The organism is Roseibium sp. MMSF_3247 (assembly GCF_030733765.1).
Taxonomy (GTDB): domain Bacteria; phylum Pseudomonadota; class Alphaproteobacteria; order Rhizobiales; family Stappiaceae; genus Roseibium.
Genome location: NZ_JASHII010000002.1, coordinates 157,437 through 184,060 on the forward strand (window position 1 = coordinate 157,437; position 26,624 = coordinate 184,060).

General features: G+C 59.1%; 24 protein-coding genes. 21 read left to right on the forward strand and 3 right to left on the reverse strand.

Annotated elements, in window-relative coordinates; translation table 11 throughout:
- Nucleotides 1–13: 13 nt before the first annotated feature.
- The 7 genes from RBB44_RS06215 (at nucleotide 14) to RBB44_RS06245 (ending at nucleotide 8,159) form a co-directional block, all read left to right on the forward strand.
- Entirely contained in the window at nucleotides 14–904 is an 891-nt protein-coding gene (locus RBB44_RS06215; RefSeq protein WP_306146525.1) for a DUF2163 domain-containing protein, read from the forward strand.
- On the forward strand, nucleotides 894–1,358 hold the full coding sequence (locus RBB44_RS06220; protein WP_371932230.1) for a peptidase P60: 465 nt from the start codon (nucleotides 894–896) through the stop codon (nucleotides 1,356–1,358). Before RBB44_RS06215 ends, RBB44_RS06220 begins: the two co-directional genes overlap by 11 nt.
- Nucleotides 1,358–5,245 carry a glycoside hydrolase/phage tail family protein gene (locus RBB44_RS06225; protein ID WP_306146526.1) on the forward strand — a complete coding sequence of 1,296 codons (3,888 nt, stop codon included), beginning with the start codon at nucleotides 1,358–1,360 and terminating at the stop codon, nucleotides 5,243–5,245. Before RBB44_RS06220 ends, RBB44_RS06225 begins: the two co-directional genes overlap by 1 nt.
- Nucleotides 5,238–5,963 carry a DUF2793 domain-containing protein gene (locus RBB44_RS06230; RefSeq protein ID WP_306146527.1) on the forward strand — a complete coding sequence of 242 codons (726 nt, stop codon included), beginning with the start codon at nucleotides 5,238–5,240 and terminating at the stop codon, nucleotides 5,961–5,963. The genes RBB44_RS06225 and RBB44_RS06230 overlap by 8 nt, the downstream gene beginning before the upstream one ends.
- Before the next feature lie 60 nt (nucleotides 5,964–6,023).
- Nucleotides 6,024–6,914, forward strand: coding sequence for a glycoside hydrolase family protein (locus tag RBB44_RS06235; RefSeq protein WP_306146528.1), 891 nt, complete (start codon nucleotides 6,024–6,026; stop codon nucleotides 6,912–6,914).
- Between the two features lie 150 nt (nucleotides 6,915–7,064).
- Complete coding sequence (locus tag RBB44_RS06240; RefSeq protein ID WP_055671179.1) at nucleotides 7,065–7,445, forward strand: VOC family protein; 381 nt, start codon at nucleotides 7,065–7,067, stop codon at nucleotides 7,443–7,445.
- A 12-nt stretch (nucleotides 7,446–7,457) separates the two neighbouring features.
- Nucleotides 7,458–8,159, forward strand: a complete 702-nt coding sequence (locus tag RBB44_RS06245) for a YafY family protein (protein ID WP_008194425.1) — start codon at nucleotides 7,458–7,460, stop codon at nucleotides 8,157–8,159.
- Between the two features lie 14 nt (nucleotides 8,160–8,173).
- Here the strand turns inward: RBB44_RS06245 and RBB44_RS06250 are convergent, their stop codons facing one another.
- The gene (locus RBB44_RS06250; protein WP_306146532.1) at nucleotides 8,174–9,199 is read right to left on the reverse strand and encodes a LacI family DNA-binding transcriptional regulator; all 1,026 of its coding nucleotides are present in this window, start codon (nucleotides 9,197–9,199) and stop codon (nucleotides 8,174–8,176) included.
- A gap of 85 nt (nucleotides 9,200–9,284) precedes the next feature.
- Between RBB44_RS06250 and RBB44_RS06255 the strand changes: the two genes are divergently transcribed.
- Nucleotides 9,285–10,463, forward strand: a complete 1,179-nt coding sequence (locus tag RBB44_RS06255; protein ID WP_306146534.1) for a phytanoyl-CoA dioxygenase family protein — start codon at nucleotides 9,285–9,287, stop codon at nucleotides 10,461–10,463.
- A 20-nt stretch (nucleotides 10,464–10,483) separates the two neighbouring features.
- Here RBB44_RS06255 and RBB44_RS06260 read toward each other — a convergent pair whose 3' ends face one another.
- The gene (locus RBB44_RS06260) at nucleotides 10,484–11,233 is read right to left on the reverse strand and encodes a DUF1194 domain-containing protein (RefSeq protein ID WP_306146536.1); all 750 of its coding nucleotides are present in this window, start codon (nucleotides 11,231–11,233) and stop codon (nucleotides 10,484–10,486) included.
- 116 nt (nucleotides 11,234–11,349) lie between these two features.
- On the opposite strand from RBB44_RS06260, the gene RBB44_RS06265 reads away from it, so the two are divergent.
- From RBB44_RS06265 to RBB44_RS06325, 13 genes are all read left to right on the forward strand, one after another.
- On the forward strand, nucleotides 11,350–12,879 hold the full coding sequence (locus RBB44_RS06265) for a glycosyl hydrolase (RefSeq protein ID WP_306146537.1): 1,530 nt from the start codon (nucleotides 11,350–11,352) through the stop codon (nucleotides 12,877–12,879).
- A complete protein-coding gene (locus RBB44_RS06270; RefSeq protein ID WP_306146538.1) occupies nucleotides 12,880–13,635 on the forward strand; it encodes an HAD-IIB family hydrolase in 756 nt (251 codons plus the stop codon).
- A 69-nt stretch (nucleotides 13,636–13,704) separates the two neighbouring features.
- Nucleotides 13,705–15,030, forward strand: coding sequence for a glycosyltransferase (locus RBB44_RS06275; RefSeq protein WP_306146539.1), 1,326 nt, complete (start codon nucleotides 13,705–13,707; stop codon nucleotides 15,028–15,030).
- Nucleotides 15,031–15,159: 129 nt separating this feature from the next.
- The gene (locus RBB44_RS06280; protein ID WP_306146540.1) at nucleotides 15,160–15,414 is read left to right on the forward strand and encodes a PepSY domain-containing protein; all 255 of its coding nucleotides are present in this window, start codon (nucleotides 15,160–15,162) and stop codon (nucleotides 15,412–15,414) included.
- 59 nt (nucleotides 15,415–15,473) lie between these two features.
- The gene (locus RBB44_RS06285; protein WP_306146541.1) at nucleotides 15,474–16,142 is read left to right on the forward strand and encodes a response regulator transcription factor; all 669 of its coding nucleotides are present in this window, start codon (nucleotides 15,474–15,476) and stop codon (nucleotides 16,140–16,142) included.
- Nucleotides 16,132–17,562, forward strand: coding sequence for an ATP-binding protein (locus RBB44_RS06290; protein ID WP_306146542.1), 1,431 nt, complete (start codon nucleotides 16,132–16,134; stop codon nucleotides 17,560–17,562). The genes RBB44_RS06285 and RBB44_RS06290 overlap by 11 nt, the downstream gene beginning before the upstream one ends.
- A gap of 166 nt (nucleotides 17,563–17,728) precedes the next feature.
- A complete protein-coding gene (locus RBB44_RS06295; protein WP_133950964.1) occupies nucleotides 17,729–18,166 on the forward strand; it encodes an RT0821/Lpp0805 family surface protein in 438 nt (145 codons plus the stop codon).
- A gap of 169 nt (nucleotides 18,167–18,335) precedes the next feature.
- Complete coding sequence (locus tag RBB44_RS06300; RefSeq protein ID WP_306146543.1) at nucleotides 18,336–19,817, forward strand: hypothetical protein; 1,482 nt, start codon at nucleotides 18,336–18,338, stop codon at nucleotides 19,815–19,817.
- Between the two features lie 112 nt (nucleotides 19,818–19,929).
- Complete coding sequence (gene ccmI, locus RBB44_RS06305; protein ID WP_306146544.1) at nucleotides 19,930–21,066, forward strand: c-type cytochrome biogenesis protein CcmI; 1,137 nt, start codon at nucleotides 19,930–19,932, stop codon at nucleotides 21,064–21,066.
- Between the two features lie 63 nt (nucleotides 21,067–21,129).
- On the forward strand, nucleotides 21,130–21,579 hold the full coding sequence (gene ccmE, locus RBB44_RS06310) for a cytochrome c maturation protein CcmE (RefSeq protein WP_306146545.1): 450 nt from the start codon (nucleotides 21,130–21,132) through the stop codon (nucleotides 21,577–21,579).
- Nucleotides 21,580–21,643: 64 nt separating this feature from the next.
- Entirely contained in the window at nucleotides 21,644–23,632 is a 1,989-nt protein-coding gene (locus RBB44_RS06315) for a heme lyase CcmF/NrfE family subunit (RefSeq protein WP_306146546.1), read from the forward strand.
- A 13-nt stretch (nucleotides 23,633–23,645) separates the two neighbouring features.
- The gene (locus tag RBB44_RS06320) at nucleotides 23,646–24,137 is read left to right on the forward strand and encodes a cytochrome c-type biogenesis protein (RefSeq protein ID WP_306146547.1); all 492 of its coding nucleotides are present in this window, start codon (nucleotides 23,646–23,648) and stop codon (nucleotides 24,135–24,137) included.
- A 127-nt stretch (nucleotides 24,138–24,264) separates the two neighbouring features.
- A complete protein-coding gene (locus RBB44_RS06325) occupies nucleotides 24,265–25,500 on the forward strand; it encodes a bifunctional alpha/beta hydrolase/OsmC family protein (RefSeq protein ID WP_306146548.1) in 1,236 nt (411 codons plus the stop codon).
- A 21-nt stretch (nucleotides 25,501–25,521) separates the two neighbouring features.
- Here RBB44_RS06325 and RBB44_RS06330 read toward each other — a convergent pair whose 3' ends face one another.
- On the reverse strand, nucleotides 25,522–26,601 hold the full coding sequence (locus RBB44_RS06330; RefSeq protein ID WP_306146550.1) for a DUF2336 domain-containing protein: 1,080 nt from the start codon (nucleotides 26,599–26,601) through the stop codon (nucleotides 25,522–25,524).
- Nucleotides 26,602–26,624 lie beyond the last annotated feature (23 nt).

Here is a 26,624-nt window from a genome sequence, read left to right on the forward strand (position 1 = left end):
CAGCAGGTAACTGATGAAAACTCTGCCGCCAGACCTGGCCGCGCATCTTGCGGGCCGGATTACCACCCTTGCGACCTGCTGGATCGTCACGCGCGCAGATGGCGTCCGGCTCGGGTTTACCGATCACGACCGGGCCTTGAGCGTGGAAGGCGTTGTGTGCCAGCCGCAAAACGGCCTTTCACCATCGGCGATGAGCGATGGGCCGGAGTTTGCCACCGGGGGCGGGGATGTCTCCGGAACGCTGGAAAGCGCGGCGATTTCCGAGACGGATCTGGAAGCGGGCCTGTGGGACAATGCGGACGTCCGGGTCTTTCTGGTCAATTGGCAGACGCCATCGGATCATGTCTTGCTGAGGCGCGCCCGCATCGGCGAGGTCGGCCGCGCGGGGTCGGTGTTCCGGGCAGAGCTCCGGGGGCTGGCGCATCTTCTGGAGAGCCGGCAGGGGCGGGTGTTTGCCCGCATTTGCGATGCGGATCTTGGCGACAGCCGGTGCAAGGTCGATCTGACCAGCCCGGCCTATCAGGCAACGGCCACGGTGACGACCGCACAACGTGAATGGCTCCGCGGTACCGGGCTGGAGACCTATGCAAATGGCTGGTTCAGCCGGGGCAGGGTGAAGGTGTTGACCGGACCGCTTGCCGGATTTGCATCGGAGGTTGCTAGTCACCGGCAGGAAGGTGCCGTGTCGGTTCTGTCGCTGTTCCAGCCTGCACCCGAGGCACTTGCACCGGGAACGGAAATCGAGGTCCGGGCTGGCTGTTCCAAGGACTTTGAAACCTGCCGGACAAAGTTTGCCAATCATCTGAATTATCAGGGGTTTCCGCATATGCCGGGGAGCGATTTCGCCTTGTCCTATCCAAACCGCAACACCGGCCTCAACGATGGCAGTGCCCGTGTCGAATGACGTTATGGGGACCGGCCGAGCGGCGGTGCTCGCCGAGGCGCGCCGCTGGATCGGCACGCCCTACCGCCATCAGGCAAGTTGCCGGGGGGCGGGCAGCGATTGCCTGGGTCTCCTGCGCGGCATCTGGCGCGCGCATTATGGCGCGGAGCCGCAGGCTTTATCACCCTATTCGGCGGATTGGGCGGAGACCGGCGGGCGCGAAACGCTGCTTGAGGCCGGACGGCGCTGGCTTTTGGAGATCGCGCCGGAGGCTACCGAGCCCGGTGATGTGCTTGTGTTCCGCTGGCGGGACGGCATGCCGGCCAAACATGTCGGCATCCTGAGTGCATCCCTTCAAGCCGCCCCCCGTCTTATCCATGCCTATGAGCGGGTGGGAGTGATCGAAAGCCCGCTTGTGCCAAGCTGGCAGCGGCGGATCGCAGCAAGTTTTACCTTTCCGAAGGAGACTGTCTAATGGCGACGCTTGTGCTGGCAGCTGCGGGAAAAGCCGCCGGGGCCGCCTTAGGGCTGGGCGGCATTGGCGGGGTGATCGGCAAGGCGGCGGGCTCGCTTGCCGGAAACCTGGTCGATCAGTCCCTGTTTGGCGGCGGGGCCTCACGGGACATTGAAGGCAGCCGCCTGGCGGATCTTTCCGTGCAATCGTCCAGCGAGGGCGCTTCCATCCCGAAGGTCTATGGCCGGGTGCGCCTTGCAGGGCAGCTGATCTGGGCGACCAACTTCGAGGAAGTCGTCACCACGGAAGAGCAGGGCGGCAAGGCGGGCGGCAGCCGCAGCACCGCGACCGTCACCACCTACAGTTATTTTGCCAATTTCGCCGTCGGCCTGTGCGAAGGAAAAATCGCCCGGGTCGGCCGGATCTGGGCGGACGGCAAGGAGCTCGACACACGGCAAATCACCTTTCGGGTCTATTATGGTTCGGATGATCAGATGCCCGATCCGCTGATTGCAGCGTTTCAGGACATGGCGCCCGCCTATCGGGGCACGGCGTATGTGGTCTTTGAACGGCTGGATCTGGAACCTTTCGGCAACCGCTTGCCGCAATTGAGTTTTGAGGTGATCCGGCCGGTCGAACCGCTGGAAAACCAGGTCCGGGCAATCACGATCATTCCAGGCGCCGGGGAGTTCGCCTACGCGCCGGGTGTGGTCTCCGAGGTGTTGGGCCCCGGCGAGCAGCGGCCCATCAACCGGCATATGGTGGCGGCGGTATCCGACTGGGCTGAATCCATCGAGGAACTTCTGGCGCTGTGTCCCAATCTCAAGCGTGTCGCGCTGGTTGTCGCCTGGTTCGGCGATGACCTGCGCGCCGGGTCCTGCACCGTCCGGCCGAAGGTGGAAGCCAATGGCACGGTCACGGTGGGCGATGTCTGGCGTGTTGCAGGTCTTGAACGGGACGACGCCGAAGAGGTGTCACGCATTGACGGTCGGCCCGCCTATGGCGGCACACCGTCGGACAGCAGCGTGATTGCTGTAATTCAGGATCTGAAGGCGCACGGTCTTGAGGTCCTGCTTTATCCGTTCATCATGATGGACGTGCCACCGGGCAACGGTCTGCCGGACCCATATGGAAGCGCCGAGCAGGCCCCTTACCCCTGGCGGGGGCGCATCGTTCCGGTGGGCCCGGTTGCGGCGGATGTTGCAAGTTTCACAGGGACGGCCTCGGCGGCGCATTTTTCCGTCAGCGGCGGCACTGTCACCTATTCCGGGCCGGATGAATGGTCGTTCCGCCGGCACATCCTGCATTGCGCGGCGCTCGCCAAGGCGGCAGGCGGGGTGGAAAGCGTTCTGGTCGGCACGGAAATGCGGGGCCTGTCCCGCGCGCATGCCGGTGGTGGCAGTTATCCGTTCGCGGATCAGCTGCGCTTGCTTTCGTCAGACGTCAGGGCACTTGTCGGCAGCGACGTCAAAATCTCCTATGCGGCGGATTGGTCCGAATATGGGGCGCATCAGGTCTCTGATACCGAACTCCGCTTTCCGCTCGATACGGTCTGGGCGTCGCCGGAGATCGACTATATCGGCATCGACAACTATCTGCCCTTGAGCGATCTGCGCGATGACGGCGATCCGGACGGTGGCTTCAGTGGCTATGACCTTGCGAACCTGCGCGGCGGGGTCAAGGGCGGGGAATATTACGACTGGTACTATGCCAGCAGCGCGGACCGGGCCACGGGCACCCGCACCGCCATCATGGATGGCGCCTACAACAAGGCCTGGGTTTTTCGGACCAAGGACATCTGGAGTTTTTGGCAAGAACTGCATTACGAGCGGGTGGGCGGTGTTGAGGACGCAGCCCCGACCGACTGGGTGCCGCAATCCAAGCCTGTACGGTTTACCGAGCTTGGCTTTCCGGCGATCGACCGGAGCGCCAACCAGCCGAATGTTTTCGTCGACCCGAAGTCATCGGAAAGTGCGTTCCCTTACTTCTCGCGCGGCTTTCGCGATGATGTCAGCCAGCGCCGGGCGCTGGAAGCCTCGCTCAGCTGGTGGTCGAACAGCCATCCGGACTTTGATGCGGGCGACAATCCCGTGTCTCAAGTCTATGGCGGACCGATGGTCGATCCGGACGGGATCTACCTCTGGACCTGGGACGCGCGCCCGTTTCCGGCCTTTCCGATGTTCTCCAACGTCTGGGCCGATGGGGGCAACTGGCGGCTCGGGCACTGGCTCTCCGGCCGGCTTGGCGGTATCTCCATTCAAGGCTTGTGCAAGGCGGTGCTTGCCGACTACGGCATATTGGAAGAGGATGTAAAGGTCTTCCGTCTTGCGGGCGGTCTCGATGGATACACCTTGAGCGGCCCTGTCAGCGCGCGCGACGTGCTGGAGCCCGTGCTGACCGCGTTCTCCGGTCAGGCCTCGGACCGGGGCACGCATATCGAGCTTTCGACTGTTCTGCCGGAAACAGTGACCACCCTTCACGCGGACGGCCTTGCCGACCCGGGACCGGAGGACAGCCTTCTCTCGCGGACACGGGCACAGGCGAGCGAACTCTCCGCTGAAATCCGCTTCGGGGCGGATGATCCGGTCAGTGATTTCCGCCGCCGGGTCTCCGCGTCCCGCAGACTGGAGGGCGGCAGCCGCCAGGTGGAAACGCAGATCCTGCCGGCATCCTCCATGCCCGAACCCTTGAGCATAGCGGCCGACCGGCGTCTTCACCGGATCTGGTCGGAACGCGAACGGTTGTCGTTTGCCGTTGGCCCTGACCGGATTGATCTGGAGCCGGGCGACGTCGTTGCCTTGAGCGGCACACCGACCGCCACATTTGACCCGCCGCTCACCGTGCGCGTGACTTCGATTGAAGATACCGGGATCCGCCGGATCGAGGCGGTGCGGATTACGGCAGAGCTGTCCCCGGCAGCTGGCGGTCCGGATGCCCCCGGCGGCGGGTATCAGAATTCCGACTTGAGCCCGCCTTATGTCGTGTTTCTGGACCTGCCAAAAATTAACGCCAGCGATCCGGATGATGCCGTGCGCATTGCGGCCTACGCCAAACCCTGGCCGGGCGGACTGACTGTGATGCGCAGCGCCTCGGAGGCCGGTTTTGCAGCCATCATGAGCATTCCCGCGCCAGCAAGTATCGGAACCCTCGCCGCGCCGTTGACACCAGGGCCGAGGTGGGTGTTCGACCGCGCAAACACTCTGGAAGTCACACTCCTTGACGGCCAGCTGCAAAGCCGGACCGAAGCCGACGTTTTGGCGGGCGCGAATGCAATGGCCGTGCGCTGCCAGTCCGGGGGCTGGGAGATCCTGCAATTTGTCACCGCGGAACTTATTGCGCCGAAAACCTACCGGCTCAGCCTCTTGTTGCGGGGGCAACGGGGCACGGAAACCGACATGCTCAGCGGTGCGGCTTTGGGGGCAGACGTGGTGTTGATCGCAGAAGACAGGACACCGCTGGTGCCAATCTCCAGCGATCAATCCGGCCTCAGCCTCAACTATCGCATTGTGCCGGAGGGGCGGGCGCTGGACGATCCGGCGGCGGTGGCAGTGAGCCATGCGAGTACCCAGCGGGCGGCCAGGCCCTTGGCCCCGGTTCACCTCAAGGCCCGTCGGACGGGGGGCGGCATTGTCCTAAGCTGGATCCGACAGACGCGGGACAGCGGTCTCAGCTGGGAACAGGCCGAAGTGCCGCTTGGCGAGGAGTTTGAAGCCTATGAGATCGACATCTTGACAGACCAGGGCGTGGTTCTGCGCACGCTGACCTCCGACAACTCAACTGTCCTTTATCCAGGCGCCGAAGAACTTGCCGACTTCGGCGGAACACTCGGCGAAATCCATTTTGCCGTTGCCCAGCTCTCCCAACGCACCGGGCGCGGTTATGAGCGAAAGGCTGTCCGTCATGTCTGAGACCTTACGTCTTGCTCTCCCGTTGCTGGCGGCCGCGCAGGCCCAGAAACATGTCACTCACAACGAGGCGCTCCTGACCCTCGACGCGCTCAGCCAACCGGTGGTGCAGTCCCGTGATCTGACTGCGCCACCTGCTGCCAATGAGGGGGATCTTTTTCTTGTTGCCCTGGGCGCAACGGGTGACTGGGCGGGCCGCGACGGGGAGCTGGCCGAGTGGCGCAACGGGGCCTGGGCGTTTCATGTGCCCTTTGAGGGTCTCACCATCCATGTGCTGGCGGAAGAGCTGGACCTCAGGTTTCTCTCCGGGGTGTGGCGGGACATGGATGGCCCGCTGTCCGATAACCGTATTCTGGCGCGCGGTGGCTTCGGGGCGCAAAGTGAGCACCGGGTGATTGAGGCCGAGCTGTCCGCGCTGTCCGGCACTTTTGCCGAGACAGGTTTGATCATCCCGAGCCGGGCGATTGTCTTTTGTATCTCCACCCGCACGGTGACCGCAGTCACCGGGGCATCGTCCTACGACTGCGGATTATCAGGCGAGCCTTCCAAGTTCGGCGGGTCCTTGGGGATAGCTGCGGGCAGCAGCAATCTTGGCGTGATCGGGCCAACTGCGTTTTACGCCGATACGGCTGTCCGGCTTACGGCAAACGGCGGTGCGTTTAACGGCGGCACCGTGCGTCTTGCGGTGCACTGCTTCTTTCCCGTTGCGCCTGAAGCGTGAGCGATCACAGCAAACACATCACCGCGTCTTTGACTTGAACATCCAATCCGGGAGAAACGCATGAAAGTCAGCGATCAGGGGCTCGCCTTTCTGGCGGCACATGAGGGCTATGTTTCGCGGGGCTATCTGGACCCCGCCGGCGTGGTCACCATTGGATACGGATTTACCATGCGCAGCCGGATCTTTGCCGGCTGGTGGCGTAAACGGCATGGCCGCGGCCTTGCAGTCGGGGACAGGATCTCGCGGGATCAGGCCAACAAGCTGCTGCTGACACTTCTGGATGAGGAATATGCGCCCCCCGTGCGCAAAGGTCTTCCCGGTTTGCCGCAGACCCAGTTCGATGCCTGTGTCTCGGTGGTCTACAATCTCGGCAGCCGGGCGCTTTCCTGGCGCTGGGCGCAGCAGCTGAAAACGGGCAAGGTCTCCGAGGCCGCCCGCCTTCTGACGCAAACGGGCCTGACGGCAGGCGGGCAGCGCCTGAAAGGGCTGGTCAAACGCCGGACGGCGGAAGCACGGCTGCTGGAACACGGCGACTACGGACTTGCCGCAGCCGCGGCACCGCCAGCGCCGGGCAGCGATATCTTGGAGTTGCAGCGCTCCTTGAAGATGCTCGGCTTTGATCCGGGGCCAATCGACGGGTTTTTTGGGGCTCAGACAAAGGCAGCGGTCAAGGACTTTCAAAAGGCCTATCCGCCTTTGGCCGTTGACGGCATACCCGGGCCTGCGACGCGTTCGGCTTTGGCACGATCCATTGCCCTTCGAAACGGCACAGGCCTTGTCGGCATCCTGACACTTCTCACCGGCAGCGGGCTTCTTCTGGAAGATCTGTCTGGCGCACTAGCCGCGCTCATCCTAACCGGCGTCCCAAGCCTCAGCGCCATTCTCCTGTGGCTCTGGCAACGCCGCGGTGCGATTTTTCTATGGCTCAAGGAAAACCTGCGCAGTCTTTGAACGCAGTCTGAGCAAATTCAAATGGCCGCCACCAAATTCGGGTTGTGGCCCTCTAAGAGATGAGCAAAATTTCCTGAAACCTCCTGACAGGAAGCTGTCAGGAGGGGGCTGATAGGGTGCTTCCTGTTACCGCAATTCAGGAGCATTCCGATGACTTTCAAACCACAGCATTTCAACGTCTGGATGGAAATTCCCGTTTCTGATCTAGACAAGGCGATTGTCTTCTACAACAACGTCTTTCAGACAGAATTGAACCTTGTCACAGATATGGGACCCAATCCTTTTGCCATGTTCCCGACCAGCGAAGAAAACGGTGTTGCCGGGCATCTTTATCCGGGCACGCCAGCTGAAAAGGGCACCGGTCCAACCATCCACATTGCCTGCCCGGACACGCTCGAGGAGACAATGGAACGGTTTGCCAAGGCAGGCGGTGAGGTCATTTCCGATCCGATCCCGATCCCGGCCGGCCGGTTTGCCTACGGCATTGATCCGGACGGCAATTCCATCGGCATGTTCGCCGTCAACAGCTAAGGCGGCACCCGCATGAGACGCGCCGACCGCCTGTTTCAGATTGTTCAGTATCTGCGCGGCGGCCGCCTCGTTCGGGCGCGCCAGCTGTCCGAATGGCTGGAAGTCTCTGAGCGGACCATCTACCGCGACATCGCCGACCTTCAGGCCTCGGGCGTGCCCATCGAGGGCGCGGCCGGGGTCGGCTATATTCTGCGCGATGGCTATGATCTGCCGCCTCTGATGTTCACCCGCGATGAAATCGTAGCGCTTTTGGCCGGAGCCCGAATCATCCGGGCCTGGGGCGGGGCAGCGATGGCCCGCGCCGCCGAAGAGGCGATGGTCAAGATCGACGCTGTCATCCCGGAGCGGATGCGCGTGCGCCAGAACGAGATCGAAATCCACGCTTTTGCCCCGGAAATGACCGAGGACGTGCGCGCCTTGATCGACTTTCTGGAGCTTGCCGCCGACAACCGGAAACGCCTGTCGATTTCCTATTCGGACGCCAAGGGGCAGACCTCGGACCGTGTGCTCCGGCCCCTCGGCCTCTGGTTTTGGGGCAAAGTCTGGACGCTGGTGGCTTGGTGTGAATTACGCAATGATTTCCGAATGTTCCGCTTGGACCGCATGGCGGACGTCAAGGACACAGGCGAAAAGTTCCGACCGGAACCCGGCACAACCCTCAAGGATTTTTACCGTCTCATGGAGGCGGAAGGCCATGGCAAACCGGATACATAGAAAAAGCGCGTTGCTTACGCATAGTCTGCCGGAAGGTTCATTGGGGTGACAATCTGGATGTCACTTTCCAGCTGAGATGGCGCCTCCGCGAGCCTGTGGAAGGCGAGACACTGCCGGAATGCCGCCCGCATGTCGCATTTCAAATCATGATAGAGCACAACTGACAGACTGTTTTGGGCAAGAAGCTCAAGATTGTCCTCATCCAAATCATGCGCGATAAAAGTGGTTGGCTGGAGTCCCATGTCTTCCAGAGCGGCGAGTATCGCCCGGTTTCCGCCTCCCATGGAATAAACGCCATCAATCCGTTTCTGATTGAAAACCTGCCCGGTTACTTCCTTACCGGTCGCCGGATTGTGTCCGCCGCCGCCGCTGGCGTCTAGCAGCTGAATTGACGGGCGCAATGCGCGCATCTGCTTGCTGAACCCTTCATATCGGTGTTCTTCTCCCTGGAAACTGTGCTGGCTCAGTGTGGAAAGTACAGTGGTTGCGTCGGCAGGGAGCCACTTGTGCATAAGATAGGCGGCGGTTTGACCGGCCCGAAGGTTGTTCAGACCGACATAGGCCAGACGACCTGAGCCCGGATTGTCTGTGAAAACGGTGACAACCGGAATACCTCTGTCCGTCAGGACGTTGATCGCCGCGCGAACGAGATCGGTGTCGCGGGCTTTCAGGCACACACCCTGGCTTCCCCGCCGGGCGATTCGCTCCAGTTCCAAGGCGCAGTCTTCTGGTGTCATCGTCTCAAACAGCTTGAACCTTGGCCGGATTGCGATAGGTTTGAATTCGCTCGATACCGCTTCGCTGGCTCTTTGGATTTCGCGACTGAAACGCGTGGGGGCTTCCACCAGAACATCCAGAAAAACGCGTCTTCCACGGGCGGCCAGCTGCCCCTCCTGACGGCTGAGCTCCTCAATCGCATCCTGCACCCGGCGGCGGGTCTGCGGACTGACATGAGCCCGATTGTTGAGGACACGGTCAACGGTCGCGGTGCTCAAACCGGACTGAAGTGCAATCTCTTTAACTGGAAAGCGATGTGTCATTTGATGGATTCTTGATGGATTTCTTGTCAGTTCGCAAGTCTCATGACTGGTAAGCTCCTCAAAAGATCCAGTCAGGGAGGACACCATGGATCAGCAGATAACCCCCACCGGTTACTTCGACGAGACAAGCTGTAACTTGGACGCCTTCATCGCCTTAACCGGCCGTCAGCTTGACAAGACCAACGTTCCACATGCGGATCGTATTCTGAAGAATGTTCCCGTTTATCGGATCAATGACCTGCAGAATTTACTGCAAGGTGAGAGCAGTCGGCGCCGGCTCATGGCCGAGTGGGCGACAGTGCTCAAGGATCTCTCCGGTGTTCTTGTTCTGGAAGGGGCCTTTCCCGACACGGCTCCGATTGACCGAGCAACAGACGTTTACAATCAAATCATTGACGAAGAAAAAGCCCGAAGTGGCGGAGGTGCTGACCATTTTGCCGCCGCCGGATCGAATGACCGGATCTGGAACTCGCTACAAAAACTGTGTGTGGCGGCTCCAGATGTCTTTGCGGATTACTTTGCAAATCCGGCGATTGATGCCGTGTGTGAAGCCTGGCTCGGTCCGAACTATCAAATGACAGCACAGGTTAATCTGGTTCGCCCTGGTGGCGCTGCGCAACAAGCCCACCGGGATTATCACCTTGGGTTTCAGACTGCGGAGGATTGCGCGCGCTATCCGGCGCATGTCCACGACCTCTCACCGGTCATGACGCTGCAGGGGGCTGTTGCGCATACGGACATGCCGGTGGAAAGCGGGCCGACCAAACTCCTGCCGTTTTCCCAACTCTATCGTCCAGGGTATGCCGCCTACCGCTTGGATACGTTTAAGGAATACTTCGAGGACGCCCATATTCAGCTCCCCCTGTCGAAGGGGGACGCGGTGTTTTTCAACCCGGCGCTGTTTCATGCTGCTGGTGCCAACACGAGTTCAAACATCCAACGCATGGCAAATCTTCTGCAAATTTCCTCCGCGTTTGGCCGGGCCATGGAAAGCGTAGACCGTATTTCAATGTGCCGCGCACTGTATCCGGTGCTGCTGGACAAAGTTCTGTCGGGGACGGTTCAAACGCAGGCACTGGAAGCAACGGTTTCGGCCTGTGCGGAGGGGTATTCGTTTCCCACCAATCTCGACCGTGATCCTCCTGTTGGCGGGTTGGCACCAGAAACCCAGAAACAATTGATGTTGCGGGCCTTAGGTGAGAGATGGTCTTTCGCCAAACTTGAGAATGCACTGACTGAACAAGCAGGGCGCCGCCAGGCATAGCTTTGGTGAGAGAACTTGACCTAGTCAGCCGACGCCAGACCGCTGCCGATGATTTCACGAATGAGTTTGCGTTTCATCGCCTCGGCATAGTCATCATAGGTGCCGGCGACTTCGACAAATGCACCGGGGCCGCGGATCACCTCGGCACGGTAGTAGTCGACCGGTACCGAGTCCGGTCCGGCGATCACCAGGCCGTTGACCGTGACGCCGTTAAAGTCAAACGCCTTATAGGCGCTGTCGGGGCCAAACCCGTCATTGTTGATGCCATCCCCGGCAACATCGATCACCTTCCTGCGGCAATGGGCGGGGGCCTGTTTCATCAAAACGGCCGCATGTCCCAGCGCATAACCAAGAGCGGTCGGAAACTCTGAGTACCCGCGGCCGGCTTGCCGAAGAGTGTTGGAAGCGGCAGACGCGCTGGCGCCGTCATTGATGAACCGCCAGCTCAGTTGCTCGACTTGTTGATAGCGGCCGCTCCACTCAAAAGCGGTGACATATATCCCGCCAACCACTTCGATGGCGTTGACCACATCCGGGTCCAAAAACGCATCGGCGAGCCCGTTGATCTGGAGTTGATGCTCCCGGGCGTCAACGCTGGCGGAGCTGTCCATCGCCAGAACCAGAGCGACAGAACAGGCATGCGAAGTGGCGCCGGCGGCCATTTGCAGGACGCCGGCAAGGCCGCAAACAATTCCGGCCTTTAGGACGGCTTTCAAACGGTGGCGCGTTTGTCCGAGCGGCAATGCGTTTTTGAGATGAAGTTGGGCCATGGTTGCAGGGTAACTGGTTTTCCTGTTGCAAAGAACAAGCATTGTTTCATGTTGCGTTGCAAAATAAGTTCCGGCTACACTTGAAGAAATCAAAACAGCCGGGGTACGCTCGGGGCATGTATGCATCCCATGGTTTCTTGAGATCCGACATCGGCGATGTCGATGTGGTCTATCACGACGGCCTATTTCATCTTTTTCATCTCGTTCTGCCCAATCACGACTTTATTGCACACGCCGTGAGCCCGGACGGGATGACCTGGCGGCGTGTCAAAAATGCGCTGTTCGTCGGGGAACCGGGCGATTGGGACGATGACATGCTGTGGACCATGCATGTGACCCCGGATCCCGAACGGCCCGGCAGCTGGCGGATGTTCTATACCGGCCTTGCGCGGTCGGAATTCGGGCGCGTGCAACGGGTTGGCCTAGCGCGGTCCAAGGATCTTTACCACTGGGAGCGCTCGACCTCGAAAACGTATCCGATCGAGGTGCCGGGGCCACATTACGAAAGCTCGATCGATGAAGGCCGGCAATGGGTCAGCTTCCGCGATCCATTCTATTTTCAGGATCCCGATACAAGGGAGCGCCTGCTACTTGCCTCAGCCCGGATCAAGGACGGTCCGATCATCCGGCGGGGCTGTGTGTCGCTCGCCGTTGAGGAAGCGCCCGATCAGTTCGTTTTTGAAGCACCGCTTCACCGGCCCGGTTTGTATGATGATGTGGAGGTGCCGAACCTCTTCAAGCTGGACGGCCGGTATTACCTGATGGGCTCGATCCGCGAGGATATCAAAATCCATTATTGGTATGCCGATCAGCTCCGTGGGCCGTATGAAAACTTCTTCGACAATGTCTTGATGCCGTCGGGAAACTATGCGGGGCGCATCTGTAAAAACGGCGGCGATTTGCTGCTGTTCAACTTCTTCTCAAAAACGGAAGTCGTCTACGGCCGGGAGAGCGTCAAAAAGCTGCTGCCCCCGCCGAAGGAACTGGTGACGGATGCCGCGGGCCGGCTGAAAGCGAAGTCTTTTTCAGGCTTCAACGATCTGGTGACGCGCAGCGAGAGTGTAACCGCCTCCTATCAATGCAAAAAGCTCTACGCCAATCCGCATGCTTCGGTGATTGACCGCGAAGACGGCCTGCATCTGTCTTGCAAGAGCGGGTACGAGGCTTTTCTAATGCCCGGCCTTCACCAGGATTTCCGGCTGCGGGCCGAACTGACCCTTGAGGGTTTGGGCAAGACCGGTCTTGTCTTGCGCATGAATGATGAGGGGGACGGGTATTACCTGTCGCTCGATCTGGTCAACGGCATCGCCCAGATGCGGGCCTGGGGCGCCAATCCGACGCCGGAATTTGAGCACGCTTTCCGATATGCACCGCTGCAAGAAGCCCATTTCCGGGGCAACGCGCATGGGCCTTGGCAGGTCGAGGTGGTCGCTCACGGGATGTATATCGAGTTTTCGGTCGATGGGTATGTGGTGTTGTCACTGGTTGATGACAGTTTCGCCGAGGGCGGGGTCGGGTTTTACACCGAGAGCGCTGCGGTTTGCCTCAGCCATTTGACGATAGAGACGTTAAGCCGGCCCGTCACGGAAGCTGCGGCAGAGCAGGTTTACACCGCCACATATTTTGCCCCTGAAGAGGAGGCCTGAGTGCGCGCGGAAAATGACAATTCAAAACCGCTTCTTCTGGTTTCGGACATCGATGACACGCTAACCGGGGACCCCGCCGCGCTTCGCCGGCTGTGGCAGGTTTTGGAGCGGCACCGCGGTAGGCTCAAGATTGCATTAAATTCCAGCCGACCAGCGCCTAGTGTCGATGAAACGCTCCGGTCCTATTTCCCGGCGACTTTCGCGCCAGATGCAGTGATCACCGGTTTGGGGACAGAAATCCGGCTTCAGGGCATGTTGCTGTCCTCCTGGTCGCAGCAGTTCGTCGCCTGGCCGGACGTCAAAATCCGCGAAGCGGTGCTCAAGATGGGCCATACGCCGCACGACGCGGTGTTTCAAACGCCGGGCAAGGCGAGTTTCGCGGTGCCCGGTCAGGAGCAGGCCGACCTGGTCATTCAGCGCCTTAATGACGCCGGGTTCTCCTTCAAACATATTTTTTCCGGCAAGAGTGATCTCGACATTCTGGCACCAGAGGCGGGCAAGGACGCTGCCATGCGCCATCTGGCAGATCATCTCGGGATCGACTTGCAAGACACGATTGCAGCCGGAGATTCCGGCAACGATCTGGCCTTGTTTGAAGCCGCAGGCAAAGCCATTGCTGTCGGCAACGCCCGCCCGGAACTGTTGGCTGCGATGCCGAAAGACAAGACCTATCACGCCGCAGCCCATCATGCGGCCGGCGTCCTTGAAGGATTGGCAGCGTTCAACGCCATTCCACGGTCAGACGTTGAAAATTAGTTCGAGCCTTACACTTAACAGAAACAAACACGGCACAATCAAAAAGAACTGCCTGGGAAAGACGGAGACTTGAAACACAACAAAGGTTGGTACGACATGAACAAGCAGAACGTTGGTTCGCTTTTGATGATTTCCCTGCATGGCTATGTGGCCGGAACGCCGGAACTCGGCAAGCCGGACACGGGCGGGCAAGTGGTTTTCGTCCTCGAGCTGGCCAAAAGGTTCGCGCGGCTTGGCTACCACGTTGATGTGATGACGCGGCAATTTGAAGATCAGCCGGCCGAAGACATCATCAATGAAAACCTGCGCGTGGTTCGAATTCCCTTCGGCGGCAAAGACTTCATCCGCAAAGAGGACATGCACGACTGGTACGGTGACTTCGTCACGAATGCGCTTGCAATGATCCGGCATCGCGGATTGCAGTATGACGTGATCAACTCGCACTATTGGGATGCCGGTGTTTCTGGTCAGAAGATTGCCGAAGAACTCCAGATCCCGCACATCCATACGCCGCATTCGCTCGGCTGGTGGAAACAGCACGACATGGAAGGCGCAGATGCTGCCGAAATGGCCGGATACCGGTTTGATGAGCGGATCCAGAAGGAATTCGTGCTCTATCGAAACTGTGACCATGTGATTGCGACGACCGAACAGCAGGTCGATCTGATTGCCGAACACTATCAATTGCCCAAGGATCATATCTCGATGATCCCTCCGGGGATCGATGAGGCCCGCTTCACGCCTGCAACACCGTCACGCGTGGCCTCTGTCCGGCAAAAACACGACATTCGCGAGACCGACATTTACGTTGTCGGGCGTGCTGCGGAGAACAAGGGCTATGATCTGATTATCGAGGCGCTCCCAAGCCTCTTGAAAATGCAGCCGGATGCCCGGCTTGTGCTCGCAGCAGGTGCGAATTCCGACAGCGACAATGCGCTCTTGGGTCAGTGGAAACAGCGGGCGTCGGAGCTGGGCGTTTCGGACAAGATCAGCTGGCGGGGATATGTCGCCGATGAAGACCTTGCCGATTTCTACCGCGCACCCGGTATTTTTGCGCTGCCGTCCCGCTACGAGCCCTTCGGCATGACCGCTGTGGAAGCCATGGCCTGCGGGACACCGACAGTGGTGACCATTCATGGGGGGCTGTTTGAGCAGCTGGAGTTTGGCCGTCACGCTCTTGTTGCCGATCCCAAACGCCCGGAAGAATTTGCGACCATGTTGAACATGCCCATGCAGTATCCGTGGGTGCGGGAGACCTTGTCGGTGGAAGGGGCGCGGTTTGCCCGCCGCGTCTTCGGTTGGACCGGGATCGCCCGGCGAACACTGCAGGTGTTTGATCATTTCAAGGGCCGTTACGACGATCTGCAGACCGACGAACTCACCTTGGCGAACTGACCGCAGAGTGGTTTCAGGGCCGCGCAAGCTGAACCGATTCTCGGTGATCTGGAAAACGGTTCAGCTTGCGTTCAGCTTGGTTTGGTTACACCTTGCGCATCAACTGCTGATGTCTTGAGGATTCGACTTGTGAAAGTCTTTGTGACCGCCCTGTTTTTGTTGTTGGCCGTAACTGGCGCCGCAAGCGCAAACTGCCTGTCGCAGGCCGAAGCGCGTGCCGTGGTGGCCAGCGGCCAGGCGCAGCCGCTCGGCGCGGTAGCCGGGCAAGCCGGCGGTGAAATCATCAAGGCGCAGTTATGCCGCCTGGGTGGCGGATATGTGTATGTCTTGTCTGTTTTAAAGAACGGACAGGTGACCAATGTCACAGTCAATGCGAACCGTTGACCGGTATACCCAGCGCTTATCAAACACCCGACACTCCCCCAGCCAGCAAATGAAGACCCATGCGCCTGCTAATTGTTGAAGACGACAAAGACCTGAACCGCCAACTTATGACCGCGTTGGAAGAGGCTGGCTATGTGGTGGACAGCGCATTCGACGGCGAAGAAGGACATTTTCTTGGAGACACCGAACCCTATGATGCGGTTGTCCTCGATCTTGGGCTTCCGACGCTGGACGGCTTGTCAGTCCTCGAAAAATGGCGGCGCGACGGGAAGACAATGCCCGTTTTGATCCTCACCGCCCGTGACCGCTGGTCAGACAAGGTGGCTGGAATTGATGCCGGTGCGGATGATTACGTCGCAAAACCCTTTCATATGGAAGAGATTCTGGCGCGCGTTCGGGCCTTGGTGCGCCGGGCTGCCGGTCATGCCTCCAACGAACTTACCTGTGGCAACGTCCGGCTGGACTTGAGGGCTGGCCGGGTCACGGTGGATGGTTCTCCGATCAAGCTCACCTCCCATGAATACCGGCTCTTGTCCTACCTCCTGCACCATCAGGGGAAGGTGATTTCCCGGACGGAATTGACCGAGCACCTCTACGATCAGGATTTCGACCGTGATTCCAATACTGTCGAGGTCTTCGTGGGCCGCCTTCGCAAGAAGATCGGGGCCGACATGATCGAAACCATCCGCGGCCTCGGGTACCGTCTGGGAGAGGCCCGTGACGACTGAGAACGCGGAAGGTGCCGGTGAGCCGGCTCCGGAGCCCGTAAAGCCGCAGCGATCCCTTGCGGGCCGTCTAGTTCTGGTGGCGGCCGTATGGTCGACGCTGGCACTTGCGATTGCCGGTGTGTTTCTTGTCAGCCTCTATCAACGGGCCAGCGAGCGCTCGTTTGATGCCCAACTTGAAATCCACATCAAGGCGCTTGTTTCTGAGATGCTGGAGACCAGCGACGAGACCGTTTTGCGCGTAACGCCTCAGGTGCAACAGCCGACCTATCTGGGCGACCCTCGGTTTTCCTTGCCTCTGTCCGGCTGGTACTGGACCGTCCGCCAGGCAGATACAGGCACGGTTCTCTACGCCTCTGAATCTCTTGTTGGAGATCCACTTGCAGTGCCTGCATTGGGGGAGGCGGAGGCTGGAGCCGGTTTTGTTGCCGGACCGACAGGCGATGAAATCCGGGTTATGCAACAGCGTATCGCGGTTGGGGAGACGCCGTACGTTATCGCTGTTGGGGCTGCGACTGCAGGCTTTTGGGCCGATATTCGCGAGTTCGCGCGCCTTGCCGCACTGACGCTTCTCATCGTCGGACTTGGACTGGTTTTGGCCACGTTTCTGCAGGTCCGTGTCGGGCTACGGCCGCTCGTTCGATTACGGTCTTCCCTAAGCGCCGTGCGTCAAGGGGAGGCAGAGCGGATCGACGAAGCTTTGCCACGTGAGATCGCTCCGCTTGCTGTGGAGCTGAACTCGCTCATCGGCTCCAACAAGGAAATCGTTGAGCGTGCCCGAACCCATGTCGGCAACCTGGCTCACGGTCTCAAGACACCCCTTTCGGTAATCTCCAATGAAGCCCGCGCATCGGAAGGCCCGCTGGCGGAGAAGGTCATCGAACAGACGGAGGTGATGTCGACCCAGATCCAGCATCATCTGGAACGTGCCCGGATGGCCGCACAACGTCGGGTAATTGGCGTGTCATGCGAAGTGCAGCCGGTCTTGGACAGGCTCGTGCGGGCGATGAACAAAATTTACCGGGAGCGGGATGTTCGCCTTGATGGCCTTGAAGATGCCACGTTGCGGTTTCGCGGAGAGGGGCAGGACCTTGAGGAAATGTCCGGCAACCTCATCGACAATGCCTGCAAATGGGCAAAATCTGCGGTGCAGGTGACGGCAACACCCATCGCGGACGCATCGAGTGCCCGCGGGATGGTCGAAATCCGTGTCGAGGATGATGGCCCGGGCTTGTCTGAGGAGCAATGTGCTGAGGCCGTCAAGCGTGGCCGCCGCCTGGACGAGACTGTCCCTGGAACTGGGCTCGGCCTCTCGATTGTGGCAGATTTGGCAGCGCTTTACGGAGGTCGGCTGGAACTCGGGCGGTCTTCTATGGGCGGATTGAGGGCGCGGTTGATCCTGCCCTTGCTTGGCGACAGCTGATGCCCTTACGGAATGGTTTGCAGATTTTTAAATCGCCTGTGATCAGATGTGATGCAGGTCACAGGCAATGTTTATATATCGTGGCCAAGTTCGGCCACAAAGTCACGTTACCACTGAGTCGCTATCCGGTGACTTGGTCCACAAAGCCGATTTGGAGACTAGGTGCATGAAATTGCGCAGCGCCCTTTGTTTGCTCACAGCCACTCTTTTGGGAGGATGCTCCATCGCATCCGGCGCAAATGGCGTGGGTGGATGGGGCTCGTCTTTCGGCGATCCGAGAGGCAACGTCTCGGGCACGGAAGCAAGCGCCGCGATCTCCGTATTGGTGAACAATGAATTTGGTGAAGCGCTGGAGCCTTCTGACAGGCGTGCCGCGGAACAGGCACAGGATCGGGCTCTGCGAGCACGCGGTGTTGGTGTGTCGGTTGCCTGGCAAAATGACCGGACTGGCCGCAGTGGCCGTGTTCTCCCCGGGCCTGTATATTCCGTGAACGAAACGGAATGCCGTGAATTCACCCATGAAATGGTTCTCCAGGGTCGTGTTCTCCAGGCGCGCGGCACGGCGTGTGAAATGGATCGCGGTGACTGGAAGGTTATCGGCTAATAGCCGGGCAGTCTTTCCGAAACACGCCCCTGAATTCTTTCAACAATCCTGAAATAGCAAGTGTTCGCTGCAATTCGTGTCGCGTAACGGCATCGTGTTTTCTACATACTTGTTTAAGGTTCGCCGTTTACCATGGATAAAGAAACATTGGCTGCCATAGATCTCGTGAATGACACAGCTGGACCAGCTACAGGCTAAAATCAGGACCTATCTTAGCAGCCTCAGTCCAAAGGCGATTGAGGCGCTTGTGCGTAATCTTGAGCGCGCGAAGGCCCAGGCCGATGCCGATCCGCACATTGAGCTGGTGCTCAATTCAGCCCTTGCGATCCTGCGCAAACCATCGACACACCCGCTCGATTCCGAAGGCAATGAACACCGCCGCGGTCAAATCCAGCGCATGTTCTTTACGTCCCTTGACGGGTTCTTGATCGACGAGTTTTTGCCGAACCGTCAGGAAGGCCGCATCCATCGCGGCATGTTGAACAAGGTTTGGAAATGGCTCGGCCGGGACGTTATGCCGACAGACGTTCAGCTTGTGCTTGAGCAGGCGGGCAATGCCGCCGTCAGCGGCGAACGGGTTGATGGCTTGGTGCAGGCTCTGAGAACCCGGTCTGCGGACGCGATCGGTGAAGCCTTGAGGCGCGGTGAAATTGACGAACGCGAACACCGCCGCATGGGGATCGAGCTTGGCGGTGAGCGCGGTATCTCCGAGCTTCGGGACATCCACAAGGTCTTCTCATCCGAGCGTTGGCTCATGCCGTTCCTGGAAGCCATGCCCGACCGGATCAACGAACGGCGCTTAAAGCAGGACCACGATGTCCTGCGCATGGTTGATAAGTGTTCGGAGCGTTTTCCGGACCATCTCCCGCTGGTCGCCGCCGCTCTAGTCGACCGCGCTGACAAGCCTTCAGCGTTGTGTGCATTTGCCGGCCGGCTTGCCGGGGATGATGATCCGAAGGTGATTGCAGGGTCGCAGTTTGCGCCGTTTGTTGATGTGGTCATGAGCGAGGCCGAACGCCTGAACATCCTTGCGGTGGATCACCGCAACAACAATCCCGATCCGGTGGCATTTTCAAACGCCTTGTCGGACTACAACTCGCTGGTCCGAGGGATTGAACGCGATGTCGATTTAACCGTAACGGGCAAGTGGCACAGCCGGTTGGCTGACACAAAGCGCAGCATTTCTGATGTTGTCACGCGGGAACTCCACAATGCGCACACGGCAGTACGTCGCGCCCTGCAGGTTCCAAAACTGGACAATGATGGCAAGTTGATTGTCGACCAAACGGCAATCAACGATGCTGTTCGCGCAGTGCGGGTCGTCAATATGGTGCGCAATGGATCTGAGACATTTGCGGTCAATGATATCAGCAAACGCACCCGCCAGACCGTCGAGCAGACGCTGGAAATTGTGACCAGGTCTTTGATCACCGATCTTGGCAAGGCAAAGAGCCCGCAACTGGAAGCGCATCAGGCCGCCGCCGATGTTGCAATCATGTTGTCGGAAATCTATTTCGGTGCGGAGTATGCTGGCCAATTGCGGCGCAGCCGCCATGCGGCCCTTGCAAAGGCCAAGACGCGCGCAGGCGATGAAGCTGCTGCCGCGTCCCCGGAACGCCGGTTGATCAACAAGGCCCTGAAACGGGCTTGATTCTGGAGCTTTGGATGGTGCGTTAAGTGCGGTTCGCAGGTTTTAAACCGCGACCGCCAGTCACACACGCATTTACTTGCATTTCGACACATTCGGTTGTCTATATGCATCCATGATTTTTTGGATCCTGATCTCAGTTTTGACCGCGCTGGCGGCCCTTTCTGTTCTTGTGCCGCTAACGCGGTCGCGGTCTTCTGTTGAGGAGGCTGCGGCGCAAGCTGACGCAGCTGTTTACAAAGAACAATTGGCAGCAATTGATCGAGACTTGTCGGACGGCCTGATCGACGCAGAGGCCGCTGAAGCCGCTCGTACCGAAACAGCGCGCCGCTTGCTCTCCGTGCATGATCGGAAGGACGAGCCGCGCCCGGTCACTGTCTCAAAACTACGGATCCGATCCGTTCAGGTCATTGCGCTTGTTGCGTTGCCGGCTGCAGCCCTTGGAACATATCTCGCTCTCGGATCGCCTGATCTGCAAGACCAGCCGCTTGCCGCCCGCTTGTCGGCCCCTGCTGATGAGCAACCGGTCGAACTGCTGGTTGCCCGGGTGGAACGCCACTTGGCGGAAGATCCTGAAGACGGTCAGGGCTGGGCAGTAATCGCACCGGTCTACATGCGGATGGGCCAGCCGGATTCTGCAGCACGTGCCTATTCCAATGCGATCCGTATCCTTGGTCCAAGACCAGACTGGCTGACGGACATGGGTGAAGCCATGACTGTGTCCAATGAGGGTGTCATCACCGAGCTGGCACGAACGGCTTTTCAGCAGGCCGTGGATCTGGAGCCGACAGCAGTGAAGCCCCGGTTTTTTCTCGCTCTGGCACTGACCCAGGAAGGGAAAACGGATGAGGCCGTCAACGCTTGGCAGACCCTTCTGGAAGGTGCTGATCCTCAGGCGGCATGGGTGCCGGTTGCGCGGCGGGAATTGGCCGGATTGACCGGAGAGACACCAGAACTGCTTCCAGCTCTGCGAGGTCCAAGTCAGGCTGATGTCGAGGCCGCCGGTGAGATGAGTGATGATGATCGCCAGAAGATGATCACAACCATGGTCCAGGGCCTTGCTGCACGGATTGATGCCAATGGCGGAACTGTTGCAGAATGGGGCCAGTTGATGCGCGCTTACATGGTCCTAGGTAAACGGGACGAAGCGTTCGACACCTATCGGCGCGCTGAAAAAGTTTTCGCGGAAAGACCAGCCGAATTGGCCAGGATCAAAGACGCAGCAGTCACTCTGGGGTTGAGTGGGTCATAGAGACAGCGGCAAGGTCCTATAGGGGCAGGATCTTGCGGGCAGGCAACGTTAGACGGAACTAAAATGACTCGGAAACAACGGCGTTTGACACTGATCGGATCCGCGGGGGGCGTTCTGGCTGTCGCACTTGGATTGATCCTGTTCGCGCTGAATGATCAGATTGTTTTCTTTCAAAGCCCAAGCGATATCGCGAGCCAGCAAATTCCTGAAGGACAGAGAATTCGTCTTGGCGGGCTGGTTGAAGACGGGTCTGTCGAGCGCTCTGATGACGCAAACGTGAAGTTCCGCGTGACCGATACCGCGCATTCTGTGGCGGTGACTTATCAGGGCATTCTTCCGGATCTGTTTCGTGAGGGGCAGGGCGTCGTGACCGAAGGCGTTTTGACGCCAGACGGGGTTTTCGTTGCCGACAGCGTGCTGGCCAAGCACGATGAGAACTATATGCCCAAGGAAGTGGCGGAAGCTCTGAAAGGTCAGGGCCATTGGCAGGGCGGAGAGGGCGCTGCCAACTAATGCTGTCAGGCGCTCAGCCTATGACGCATCCAAAGACATAACCTGAGGGACGGGACGCAGGACAATGTTGGTCGAACTCGGACACTACGCTCTGGTATTGGCGTTTGCTTTGACACTGGTTGTGTCGGTGGTGCCGTTATGGGGCGCGTTGAAAGGCGATGGCCGCCTGATGGCGGTCGCGACACCGGTCTCAGTGACCGTCTTCTTTCTCGTGCTTGTTTCGTTTGCGGTTTTGACCGTGGCGTATGTTGCTTCGGATTTTTCCGTCGTGAACGTTTATGAGAACTCGCACTCGGCAAAACCGCTTCTCTTCAAGATCACCGGTGTCTGGGGCAATCATGAAGGCTCCATGCTGCTCTGGGTGCTGATCCTGGTCTTCTTCGGAGCTCTGGTCGGAGTGTTTGGCAGCAATCTTCCGGATGACCTCAGAGCCACCACGTTGGCTGTTCAGGGCTGGATTTCCGCTGGGTTCCTGCTGTTTATGCTGGCAACGTCCAACCCGTTCAACCGGTATGAAAATCCGCCGATCGAAGGCAATGACCTCAACCCGATCCTGCAGGACATCGGATTGGCGATCCACCCGCCGTTGCTCTACGTCGGCTATGTCGGTTTCTCGATCACATTCTCCTTCGCTGTCGCTGCGCTCATTTTGGGGCGCACAGACGCGGCTTGGGCCCGCTGGGTCCGTCCCTGGACACTTCTGGCCTGGAGCTTCTTGACCCTCGGCATCGCCATGGGCTCCTACTGGGCTTATTACGAGCTCGGCTGGGGGGGCTGGTGGTTCTGGGATCCGGTCGAAAACGCATCCTTCATGCCATGGCTTGCCGGAACAGCGCTGCTCCATTCAGCGATCGTTATGGAAAAACGGGAAGCGTTGAAGGTCTGGACGGTGCTCCTGGCGATCTTCACCTTCTCGCTGTCCCTGCTTGGGGCCTTCCTTGTCCGCTCGGGCGTTCTGACATCGGTGCACGCCTTTGCCACCGATCCGTCGCGCGGCGTCTTTATTCTCGGGCTTCTGTGCCTCTTCATCGGCGGCTCGCTGTCTCTCTTTGCCTGGCGTGCGCCGATGCTGAAACAGGGCGGCTTGTTTGCCCCGATCAGCCGGGAGGGCGGGCTGGTTCTCAACAATCTCTTCCTGACAGCGGCCACCGCCGCAGTTCTGGTCGGGACGCTCTATCCGCTGGTGCTGGACGCAATCACCGGCGAAATGATTTCGGTCGGTGAACCGTTCTTCAATCTGACCTTCGGACCGTTGATGGTGCCGCTCTTAATGGCTGTTCCGTTCGGGCCAATCCTGGCCTGGAAACGGGGAGACCTTCTGGCAGCGTCCCAGCGGCTGTATGCAGCGTTCGGACTTGCGTTGCTGATGACGCTCTTCACCTTCTGGCTCTGGGGCATGGAGCGGGTCCTTGCCCCTCTCGGTGTGGGACTGGCGGTCTGGGTGATGGCCGGGGCAATTTCCGAAATCGTCACACGGGTCAAGTTCTTCGAAATTGGTCCGAAGCGCGGGTTTGCACGTCTTTACGGTCTTCCGGGCTCTGCCTGGGGAACCGCGACCGCGCACTTTGGCATCGGCGTCACTGTGCTTGGCATTGTGACATCGTCTGCCTTCCAGGAAGAGCAGGTCCGGACAATGCGGCCCGGCGATACGGTGAACGTCTCTGGATATGAGCTGACATTTGACGGCGCAGTGCCGCGCCGCGGGCCGAACTTCGTAGAGGAAGTTGGGCACTTCACGGTTCGTGAAGGCGGTGCCTTCGTCGCCGAAATGGAGCCGTCCAAGCGCGTTTATACCGCGCGCCAGATGCCGACCACCGAAGCGGCAATCCATACGATTGGCTTTTCGCAGGTCTATGTCTCCTTAGGAGAGCGGCGCAACGACGGTGCGGTGGATGTCCGGGCCTATTACAAGCCGCTGATCACACTGATCTGGATCGGCTGTGTAATCATGGCACTCGGCGCAGCCTTCTCCATGGCGGACCGCCGCTTGCGGGTCGGAGCTCCGAAACCGGCTGCCAAGCGCAAACAACCTGCCAGCGTTCCGGCGGAATAGGAGACTGATCCCGATGAAACGGCTCCTTGCCTGTCTTTCGCTGGTGTTGTGTGTCCTGTCTGGGCCTGCGCTTGCCATCTCACCGGATGAAATCCTGGAAGATCCAGCCCTGGAAACACGGGCCCGGGCTTTGTCGGCCGAGCTGCGCTGCATGGTCTGTCAGAACCAGTCGATCGATGACAGCGACGCGCCGCTCGCCAAGGACCTGCGAGTTCTGGTGCGCGAGCGTCTGGTCGCTGGGGACTCAGACGCGCAGGTAATCGATTTTCTGGTCGACCGGTATGGCGAGTTTGTTCTTTTGAAGCCGCGATTTGCCTCGCACACGTTCTTTTTGTGGGCCGCCGGGCCCCTTGCTTTGATTGCCGGTATTGTCGCCATCGTGATCACGCTGCGCCGCAGACAAACGACAGCCGTTGCTGCTGGGATGAACCAGCCGGTTCAAAAATTGTCGGAAGAAGAGGAAAAGCGTTTGAAAGCGCTGCTGTCTTCAAAAGATCAGAATTGATCCGAACGGCATTCGCTCAGATCATCTTGTGTGAACGCACTGGTCACGGCCTTGACACCAAGGCGTGACTTGTTTGCCCTTAAGCGCTCCTTACCTGTGCAGGGAAACAAGACTGGAGGGCCGGGCGTTGGCACAACAAGCACAAAAACTGGAATTCGAAGGATCGCAGGGCGCACACCTTGCTGCGCGGCTGGATCTGCCGGCCGGGCCCATCCGTGCCTTTGCGCTATTTGCTCATTGCTTCACCTGTTCCAAGGACATCGCTGCCGCACGGCACATCGCTGGCGCTTTGAGCGCAGAAGGCGTTGCTGTTTTGCGGTTCGATTTCACCGGACTTGGCGGCAGCGGCGGCGATTTTTCCTCAACCGGGTTTTCCTCCAATGTCGAAGACTTGAAGGTCGCGGCGGATTTCCTGCGCAAGAATTATGAAGCTCCGCAGCTTCTGATCGGCCATTCGCTTGGCGGTGCGGCCGTTCTGTCTGTCGCCAAAGACATCCCCGAGGTGCGGGCGGTCGTCACGATTGGTGCGCCATCGGAAGCCGGTCATGTCGTGCATAATTTTGCTCATGCGATCGATGATATTAAGGAGCAGGGCGCCCTAGAGGTTGATCTTGCCGGTCGGCCCTTCACGATCCGGCGCGAGTTTCTGGCGGATTTGGAACGCCAAGCGGTGCTCTCACACACTGCAGAACTTGGAAAAGCACTTCTGGTCATGCATGCGCCGCTGGACGAAACGGTCGGCATCGATAATGCCAGCGAAATCTTTCTCGCCGCCAAACACCCAAAAAGCTTTGTGTCGCTGGACAAGGCCGATCACCTGCTGTCCCGCGGTCAGGATGCGGAATACGCGGCAAAAGTCATTGCCGGATGGTCCAGCGGCTATTTGGATCCGATTGTTGAACCGGACGCCAGCGCAAGAGGCGACGGCGTGGAAGTCATCGAAACCGGGCAGGGCAAGTTTCAGGCACTCGTCGCCAGCGGACAACACCGGCTGATCGCCGACGAACCGGAAAGCTATGGCGGCTTTGACAGCGGCCCATCGCCTTATGGCTATCTCTCTGCGGCACTGGGTGCGTGTACGGTCATGACGCTGCGCATGTATGCCGATCGGAAGGGGCTGGACATCGACCGGATCGGGACGACGGTGCTGCATGACAAGGTCCATGCAGCGGAGTGCGAGGACTGTTCGGAAGAACAGAAGACCCGCGGTGGCAAAATTGACCGTTTTGAGCGGTTGATCACGCTGGAGGGCGATCTCGATGCAGCAACCCGGACACGGCTGCTCGAGATCGCGGACAAGTGCCCCGTCCACAGGACGCTGGAAGCCGGGGCAGCTGTCGTCACCCGCGAAGTTGAAACCTGAGCGCTGCTATGCCATTTCAAGTTACGCCGCTTCATCGCTAAGCGTGGCCAGCCGGATTTTCATAAACGACAACAAGCGACGGGCGTCGCGCGATGACAGCGTTTGATAATCTGCAACCCAGTTGTCGACAGTGGTTGCCGGTTGTTTGTTTTGAACCGTCCTGGCTTTCGACACTGCCCTGTACTCGGCCTCAGTCAGATCAAGTGCCTTGCAAAGAACAGCTGCGCCGGCGGCGTCGTAGCGCAGAAGCATGTTCGTCACATATTTCTGCTCAAGCCCGGCTATTTCGGACACAAGGAAACAGATCTCGAACAGATTGTTGGACAAGGCCAGTTGAGTAATTGCCTTGCCCAACGTCAATTCCTCGTCCCGGATGTCCTTTAGCATGACCTTGGCGTTGATCCGCGATGCTTTGCGCTGAAGTGTTGTTGCAGTCACTGCCCGGCTGGCTTTCTGGAAGAGCTCGTGGACAAGCTCCTCGTTCTGATGACGCAAGGCGTGAATGGCGTCTTGTTGTTTTGGTGGCATGTGGCTGATGAGTTTTTCCAAATCAGCTTCCGTGATGTCTGATCGTTCGATCATGGATTCCCGGATGGTCTCATCGCTCTCGGCCAGTTTGACGAGGATACGGGCCCCCCACTTTGAAATCTCTGCACCAGAGTTGGCGGCAACGGATCGTTTGACTGGCTGCTCTCCGCGTTCCAGCAAGACATCCGTTACGTTGGACTCAAGATGGTGCCTTTGAGAGATCGCCAACAAATGATCTTGGCTCATGGTCTTGGCGAGCTTGAGAATATCGTCGGTCTGAAGGGCTGCTGATGTCGTAAGCATAGGCCGGGCAATGTCGATCTTCTCCCGCGCAAGCGATACCGCCAACCCGCGCGAGGCCCTGCGGACGGGTGCCAGCTTTTCTGAGATCTTTTTCTTCTGCTGCTGCTCCATCAACGGCAGCATGTTTTCCAGCAGGAGATTGAAAAGGGCGATCTCTTCGACCTGATAGCTGTCGGCGCCTTTGATAAAGAGCTCGGTTACATGATGCGCGAGCTTGTGTCGTTTTTCAGGTGTGGTGTTGTTGGCAAGTTCAATAAGTTTCTCAAGCATTGGGTGCGTGCCTACTGTGGGAG